Raw genomic sequence first — 7,573 nt, 5'->3', positions numbered from 1 at the left:
CCGGGCACCCCGCCGTGACCAGCATGGCTAGGCTCGCCTATCCGCCGTCGGAGGTGGATGCGGGTGTAGTGGTGGGCGTCGGCAGCGAAGGTAGCTCGCCGACGTCGAACATGAGTCCCGGCAGCTCAGGTAGCGCCGCTCCCCAGGCAGTGCTCCTGCGGGCAGCGGCCAGAAGGCCGTCAACGGCCCACGTGCGGGTCTCATCCGTAGACAGTGCCACCAGATCACCGAGTCGAGGCAGTAAAGCACGTTCCACGGAACCCAGGAAAGCGGCAGGGTCCTGGGCGAACTGTTCCGGCAGCCGGTAGCCGGCCTCGCCATGAGGCGCTTCTGCGCAATTGGCGCTGGTGAGTGATTCTGCCTGCTGGAGCTGGGCCTCGTGCATTTGCAAGTACTTGGCAGCAGTCGCCGAGTTCGAAGTGTCCAGCCGCTTCAGTGCCACTTGGTAAACGTAGATCGCTTCTTGTTGCGAGCGAACCACGGCAGCCAGGGCTGTGTCGGTAGTGGCGGACGTCGGCTCCGGTGTGGGGCTGGCTGATGGGCAGGAGGCCGCCAAGGGCGTTTCCGCAGGAGAATGGGTGTCCGCTGCTGTTGGCCGCTGTGGCAGCAGTAGCTGCCACTCGGCAGCGAGCCTTTCCGCCTGAAGCAGCTGCGCGGTTCCGACGGCGGCGAGCAGCCGGGCGATCCCGCCGTCGGCCTCGCGGGCGTCGTCCAGTCGCTTTTGCCCGCTGTCAGCCAACCCGGTCAGGAAGGATGCGCGGCTGGTTGGTGTGGCTGCACTCTCTTGATCAGCAGTGGCCGGACCGGTGGAGGATGGGGCGCGGGACGCAACACCGCTGGGGCCCTGCAGAGCCTGCGCATGGGTTGTCAGCAAAGTCACAGCGTTGCCCAGTGTCGGCTTCCCGGCATCAGAAGCCGACGCCTCAGCGAGCAAGGTGGCTGATTCCCGCAGCAGCAGCGTGTCCTTCAGCGCTACGATCCGGGCGGTTTCGGAGAAGGGAACCGACGGGGGAGTGCCGGAATCACGCGGAATAAGCACCATTCCGGTGCCCGCAACAAGCAGCGCCACCACGGCAACCAGCACAACCCGGCCCCAGGGTGGTGTTCGTCTTTTTTCGCTTGTCTGCCCGTTCACAACAGACCATGGTGTCACGTGGACGGGGAAGTCCGTGCACCAAGTTGCCGGGAAAATCGTTAGGCTAGTAGTCACAACAACATCTATCGGGAGGCGGCGGGCAACGTGAGTGACTCGGAAGCCACGACTTCAACAGACCGTTCTGAATCGAACTCAACGGCCACCATCCACAACCCGGAAGAGAGCAGGCTTAAGGCCCTGCTTGAACCGGCCGTCCTTGCCAGCAGGCTCTACCTCGAGGATGTTTCCATCCACGTTGCCGGTTCACACCGCACGGTCCACGTCGTCGTGGACCTTCCGCAGGAGGAGACCGGGGGCGTTAGCCTTGACGCCATCGCGGACGTCTCCCGAGGCCTGTCCGATATTCTGGACAACGACCCCCATGACGACGGCCGTCCGTACGACCTTGAGGTTTCTTCCCCGGGAGTAGGCCGTCCCCTGACCGAACCGCGTCACTGGCACCGTGCCCGCGGCCGCATGGTCAGGGTCAATGTCATCCAAGGGGACAACCTCCTGGGCCGTATCGCCTCGGTTGGGGATGACGCCGTGACGCTCATTCCCGAGCACGAGGTCAAGAAGGGCATGAAGCCCAAACAGGGCGAACCCATCACTATTCCTTTCGACAGGATCCGCCAAGGAAAAGTCGAGATTGAATTCAGCCACCTCCACGAGGCTGCGCTGGAAGACGAGCACAACGGACCTTCCGAGGAGGCCTAATGGATATTGACATGAGCGCACTGAGACTCCTGGAGCGTGAGCGTGAAATCCCGCTGGATCTCCTGATTCCCACTATCGAGCAGGCGCTGCTGGTGGCGTACCACAAGACGCCCGGTGCCTTCGAAAAGGCCCGCGCTGAACTGGACCGCAAGAGCGGCCACGTGACCATTTGGGCCACGGAAATCGACGACGACGGCGAGCCCATCGGCGAGTTCGAGGACACTCCGGCCGGTTTCGGCCGCATCGCGGCAAGCACCGCCCGCCAGATCATCCTGCAGCGCCTTCGTGACGTGGAAGACGACAACGTGCTGGGCGAGTTCAAGGGCCGTGAAGGCGAGCTGGTAGCCGGCATGATCCAGCAGGGCAACAACCCGCACATGATTCAGGTCAACCTTGGAGCTGTGGAAGCGTTGCTGCCACCACCCGAGCAGGTCCCGGGTGAGAAGTACCTCCACGGAAGCCGCTTGCGTGCCTTCGTGGTGGACGTACACCGCGGTGCTAAAGGCCCATCAATCACGTTGTCCCGCTCGCACCCTGGCCTGGTCCGGAAGCTGTTCGAAATGGAAGTTCCGGAAATTGCGGACCACTCCGTGGAGATCGTGGCCCTGGCCCGCGAAGCCGGTCACCGCACCAAGATTGCCGTTAAGGCGAACACTCCCGGCGTCAATGCCAAGGGTGCCTGCATCGGTGAAATGGGATCCCGTGTCCGGGCAGTCATGACCGAACTCAACGACGAAAAGATCGACATTGTCGACTTCAGCGACGATCCCGCGACCTTCATCGCCAACTCGTTGTCGCCGTCGAGAGTGAATTCCGTCACCATCACGGATGAGTCCACCCGTTCCGCCCGCGTGGTGGTGCCCGATTACCAGCTTTCACTGGCGATCGGGAAAGAAGGCCAGAACGCCCGACTCGCGGCCAAGCTGACTGGCTGGCGCATTGATATCGTCTCGGACGCTGCTCCGGCCAAGACGGACTAGCGGTTCAACCGGCGGTCGTGCCGCCGGTTCCGCGCCGCGCTGGCGGCGTACTTGGTTTCGGGAGACCGGGGCCGGGGGGCTAGACTAGATGGAACCGGGCTTACGTCCGGTATCCGCGCGCTTTGGCGTGCCTCAGCTGCACGAGCAGGATGGGGGCCCGTCGGGTGCCAGTAGCGTAAGGCAGGTTGGACACGTCGTGGCTGAACTGCTTGAACATGGCCACGGGCCTGTTCGCACGTGCATCGGATGCCGGAAGCAAGGCTCCCGGTCCGAGCTTGTCCGGCTGGTCGCCCAAGGCAGCGGTTCGTCCGCTGTCCTGGTGGATGAACGACGCCGGATGGCCGGCAGGGGTGCGTGGCTGCATCCCAGCGAAAAGTGCTTGGCATTGGCGATCAAGCGGCGAGCTTTTGGAAGGGCCCTTGCGGGTGCTTCCGATATAGGCGCCGTGGAACGATACCTGATGTCCGGCACGCCACTTGTGGAGGCCCCGGCCGCCGCAGGAAAACCGTCCAAACCTGAAAGCGGGTCAGAAAACTGATGGAAACCCGATGAGTTCCCAGCGATGAGTGCGTAACGATGACAACTTTGTTGCGCTCTGCAATGGGCCTTTCAATCGCGCAAGCGGAGAAGGCCCGCAGTAAGAAGTAGACGGTTCGTGCCTGGCTCGGTGCGGACCGAGACAGGAGAAATGTGGCCAAGGTCCGCGTACATGAGCTCGCCAAAGAGCTCGGTATTACTTCCAAAGATGCAGTAACCAAACTGCAGGAATTGGGCGAATTCGTTCGCTCCGCCTCTTCAACCATTGAGGCCCCCGTCGTGAAGAAACTTCGCGACGCCTACCCGGGTGCCGGCGCTGCCAAAGCCGCCGCACCCGCTGCAGCCCCCAAAGCTCCCGCAGCATCCCGTCCGGCAGCGCCGGCACCGGGTCCTGCAGCGCCGAAGGCTCCGGCACCGGCACCTGCAGCCCCCGCTCCGGCTGCTACTACACCGGCAACTCCGGCTGCCACTACACCGGCAGCTCCTGCTGCCACTGCGCCGGCAGCCCCTGCCCCGGCGGCTCCCGCGGCTCCTGCCGCATCCACCCCGGTTTCGGCCAAGCCCGGCGCCCGTCCTGCTCCCAAAGCAGAGACTCCGGCCCCGGCACGTCAAGGTGGCCAGGCTCCGCGTCCCGGCGGTCCCCGTCCGGGCAACAACCCGTTTGCTACGTCCCAGGGCATGCCCCGGGGCCGTGGCGGCGATGGAGACCGTCCGCCGCGTCCGGGCAACAACCCGTTTGCACCGTCCCAGGGCATGCCCCGAGGCGAACGCCGCAACGATGGCGAACGCCCCGGTGGACCGCGTCCTGCGGCTGGCGCAGGCGGACCCCGTCCCGCAGCAGGTACCGGTGGGCCCCGTCCGGGCGCACCGCGCCCCGGTGCACCCCGTCCGGGCGCTCCGCGTCCCGCCGGAGGTCCGGGTGCCGGAAACCGTCCTACTCCGGGCATGATGCCCAACCGCACTGAGCGTCCGGCTCCCGGTGGCGCAGGCCGTCCGGGTGGCGCAGGCCGTCCAGGTGGCGGGCCCGGTCGTCCCGGTGGCGCACCTGGTGCAGGCACCGGTGGCGGCGCTCCCGCCGGCGGTGGCTTCGGCAAGGGTGGTCGCGGTCGCGGTGGCACACAGGGTGCCTTCGGTAAGGGCGGCGCCGGTCGTGGCAAGCAGCGCAAGTCGAAGCGTGCCAAGCGCCAGGAACTGGAGCAGATGAGTGCTCCGTCGCTGGGCGGCGTATCAGTACCCCGCGGTGACGGCGAGACCATCATCCGCCTTCGTCGTGGCTCGTCCATCACGGACTTTGCCGAGAAGATCGATGCGAACCCCGCATCGCTGGTAACCGTACTGTTCCACCTCGGTGAGATGGCTACGGCTACGCAGTCCCTGGACGAAGACACCTTTGGCCTGCTTGGCGCCGAACTCGGCTACAAGCTCCAGGTTGTTTCCCCCGAGGATGAAGAGCGCGAGCTGCTGGACCAGTTCGACATCAACATCCAGGACGAACTCGACGCCGAAGGCGACGACGTCCTTGAGGCCCGCGCACCGGTTGTCACCGTCATGGGTCACGTTGACCACGGTAAGACCCGTCTGTTGGATGCCATCCGCAACTCGAACGTTGTGGCCGGCGAGCATGGTGGCATCACCCAGCACATCGGTGCTTACCAGATCAGCCACGTCCACGAGGGCACGGCCCGCGATATCACCTTCATTGATACCCCCGGTCACGAGGCCTTCACGGCCATGCGTGCGCGTGGTGCCAAGGTCACTGACATCGCGATCCTGGTTGTCGCAGCCGACGACGGTGTTATGCCGCAGACGGTGGAAGCACTCAACCACGCCCAGGCAGCAAACGTGCCGATCGTCGTCGCCGTGAACAAGATCGACAAGGAAGGCGCCAACCCTGACAAGGTCAAGGGCCAGCTGACCGAGTACGGCCTGGTTCCCGAAGAATACGGTGGAGACACCATGTTCGTTGAGGTCTCTGCCCGCCAGAACCTCAACATCGACGAACTGATCGACGCCGTTCTTCTGACGGCCGATGCCGCACTGGATCTGCGCGCCAACCCGGACAAGGACGCTCGAGGCATTGCCATCGAAGCGAACCTCGACAAGGGCCGCGGTGCCGTTGCTACCGTCCTGGTGCAGTCCGGAACCCTGGCAGTGGGCGACACCATCGTGGCCGGCACGGCTCACGGCCGCGTCCGCGCCATGTTCGACGAGAACGGCGAGGCACTCGATGTCGCACTGCCGTCCCGCCCGGTCCAGGTCCTCGGCCTGTCCAACGTGCCGCGTGCTGGTGACACCTTCCTGGTGACACCTGACGAGCGTACGGCCCGTCAGATCGCTGAGAAGCGTGAAGCTGCCGACCGCAACGCTGCACTGGCCAAGCGGCGCAAGCGCATCAGCCTGGAAGACTTCGACCAGGCCGTTGCCGAAGGCAAGATCGACACCCTCAACCTCATCCTCAAGGGTGACGTGTCCGGTGCCGTGGAAGCCCTCGAAGACGCCTTGCTCAAGATCGACGTCGGGGACGACGACGTTCAGCTTCGCGTCATCCACCGCGGTGTGGGTGCCATCACGCAGAATGACGTCAACCTCGCCACGGTGGACAACGCCATCATCATCGGCTTCAACGTCAAGCCGGCCGAGCGTGTTGCTGAACTGGCTGACCGTGAAGGCGTGGACATGCGCTTCTACTCGGTCATCTACGCAGCAATCGATGACATCGAGATGGCCCTCAAGGGCATGCTCAAGCCGGAATACGAAGAAGTCCAGCTCGGTACTGCCGAGGTCCGCGAAGTCTTCCGTTCTTCCAAGTTCGGTAACATCGCCGGCTCGATCGTCCGCACGGGCATCATCCGCCGTAACTCCAAGGCACGTGTCAGCCGCGACGGCAAGGTCATCGGTGACAACCTCACCGTTGAGACGCTCAAGCGCTTCAAGGATGACGCCACCGAAGTCCGCACCGACTTCGAGTGTGGTATCGGTCTTGGCTCCTTCAATGACATCACTGAAGGCGACATCATCGAGACCTTCGAGATGCGCGAAAAGCCGCGTAGCTAACCAGGTTCCGTATGGAACGGGTCCGTCGGGTAGCCCCGGCGGACCCGTTCCTTCCCCTTTTCTACTTTCCAGGAGGAAGTCATGGCTGATCCCGCACGCGCTGCCAAGCTGGCACAGCGGATAAAGGTCGTCGTCGCTGAGGCCCTCGGACGCCGGGTCAAGGATCCGCGCGTCGAGTCCATCACGGTCACGGACGCCCGCGTCACCAACGACCTTCAGCACGCCACCATCTACTACACCGTTTTTGGTGACGACGTTGCCCAGGCAGATGCTGCCAGGGCGCTGGAGAAGGCCAAGGGTGTGCTGCGCCAGGAAGTCGGCCGCAACATCACTGTTCGCCTTACTCCGACACTCGAGTTTGTGGCCGACCAGATTCCGGTTAATGCTTCCAACCTTGAGGAGCTCCTCCGTGAAGCCAAGCGTCGCGACGCAGAGGTAGCCGCTTTGGCTGCCAGTGCCAAGCACGCAGGCGAGGCAGACCCTTACAAGGGCGACTCTCCGGAGGACCTCGACGAGGACGACTTCGACGAAGAGGACACTGACCTTTCCGGCGATAACGAACTCGACGAAGACGCCAACCGCTAGTTTCTGTGCAGCTGATGCCCCTAAGAACACTTCTTAGGGGCATTTGTTGTACTCAAACTCGCTATGATCGGGAGCATGTCGCCGCACAGTGCTCAGCAACGTGATGAATACCTGAATCTGGCCATCAAGCTGGCCGTGCACAACGTTTCCGACGGCGGCGGCCCTTTCGGCGCCGTCGTGGTCACCCCGGACGGAACCGTCCATGAGGGAGTCAACCGGGTCACGCGGGACCACGATCCCACAGCACATGCCGAAGTGGTGGCGATTCGCCGTGCCGCAGCTGCGACCAAGAGGTTCGACCTCACGGGTTCTGTTCTCTACGCCAGCTGTGAGCCATGCCCGTTGTGCTTATCCGCCACGCTCTGGGCAAGGATAGGGCACGTCTACTTCGCTGCAGATCGGCACGGAGCGGCCAGGGCAGGCTTCGACGACGCCGTGTTCTACGAGTATTTCGCAGGCACCCGGCCGGAGCTGCTGCCCGTGGAGCATGCGCAGTTGGACACTTCCGATGAACCCTTCGACGCATGGCGGAACCATGCGCACCGGACGGCCTACTGAGCCCCCC

The 7,573-nt window shown here is 63.9% G+C and carries 8 protein-coding genes; 6 read left to right on the top strand and 2 right to left on the bottom strand.

Annotation, left to right across the window (positions count from 1 at the left end):
- Positions 1-37: 37 nt before the first annotated feature.
- On the bottom strand, positions 38-1,135 hold the full coding sequence (locus A477_RS0105605) for a DUF4439 domain-containing protein (RefSeq protein WP_237715732.1): 1,098 nt from the start codon (positions 1,133-1,135) through the stop codon (positions 38-40).
- Positions 1,136-1,240: 105 nt separating this feature from the next.
- On the opposite strand from A477_RS0105605, the gene rimP reads away from it, so the two are divergent.
- A complete protein-coding gene (gene rimP, locus A477_RS0105600) occupies positions 1,241-1,852 on the top strand; it encodes a ribosome maturation factor RimP (RefSeq protein WP_017198039.1) in 612 nt (203 codons plus the stop codon).
- The gene (gene nusA, locus A477_RS0105595) at positions 1,852-2,832 is read left to right on the top strand and encodes a transcription termination factor NusA (protein ID WP_011774271.1); all 981 of its coding nucleotides are present in this window, start codon (positions 1,852-1,854) and stop codon (positions 2,830-2,832) included. Before rimP ends, nusA begins: the two co-directional genes overlap by 1 nt.
- Positions 2,833-2,932: 100 nt before the next feature.
- On the opposite strand, the gene A477_RS23970 is transcribed toward nusA, so the two are convergent.
- The gene (locus tag A477_RS23970) at positions 2,933-3,196 is read right to left on the bottom strand and encodes a hypothetical protein (protein WP_017198038.1); all 264 of its coding nucleotides are present in this window, start codon (positions 3,194-3,196) and stop codon (positions 2,933-2,935) included.
- On the opposite strand from A477_RS23970, the gene A477_RS22910 reads away from it, so the two are divergent.
- The 4 genes from A477_RS22910 to A477_RS0105575 all read left to right on the top strand — a co-directional run bounded on the left by A477_RS22910 (position 3,116) and on the right by A477_RS0105575 (position 7,566).
- Complete coding sequence (locus tag A477_RS22910; RefSeq protein WP_353579762.1) at positions 3,116-3,370, top strand: YlxR family protein; 255 nt, start codon at positions 3,116-3,118, stop codon at positions 3,368-3,370. The two genes, A477_RS23970 and A477_RS22910, sit on opposite strands and share 81 nt — an antisense overlap.
- A gap of 152 nt (positions 3,371-3,522) precedes the next feature.
- On the top strand, positions 3,523-6,423 hold the full coding sequence (gene infB / locus A477_RS0105585) for a translation initiation factor IF-2 (protein WP_017198037.1): 2,901 nt from the start codon (positions 3,523-3,525) through the stop codon (positions 6,421-6,423).
- A gap of 81 nt (positions 6,424-6,504) precedes the next feature.
- Entirely contained in the window at positions 6,505-7,008 is a 504-nt protein-coding gene (gene rbfA, locus A477_RS0105580) for a 30S ribosome-binding factor RbfA (RefSeq protein ID WP_017198036.1), read from the top strand.
- A 75-nt stretch (positions 7,009-7,083) separates the two neighbouring features.
- Positions 7,084-7,566 (top strand): nucleoside deaminase, encoded by a 483-nt coding sequence (locus A477_RS0105575; RefSeq protein ID WP_044568358.1) that lies wholly within the window; start codon positions 7,084-7,086, stop codon positions 7,564-7,566.
- Positions 7,567-7,573 lie beyond the last annotated feature (7 nt).

Origin of the sequence: Arthrobacter sp. M2012083 (assembly GCF_000281065.1) — a bacterium.
Lineage (GTDB): Bacteria > Actinomycetota > Actinomycetes > Actinomycetales > Micrococcaceae > Arthrobacter.
Note: the sequence above shows the minus strand (reverse complement) of the source record. Positions and strands in the feature narration are given on the sequence as shown.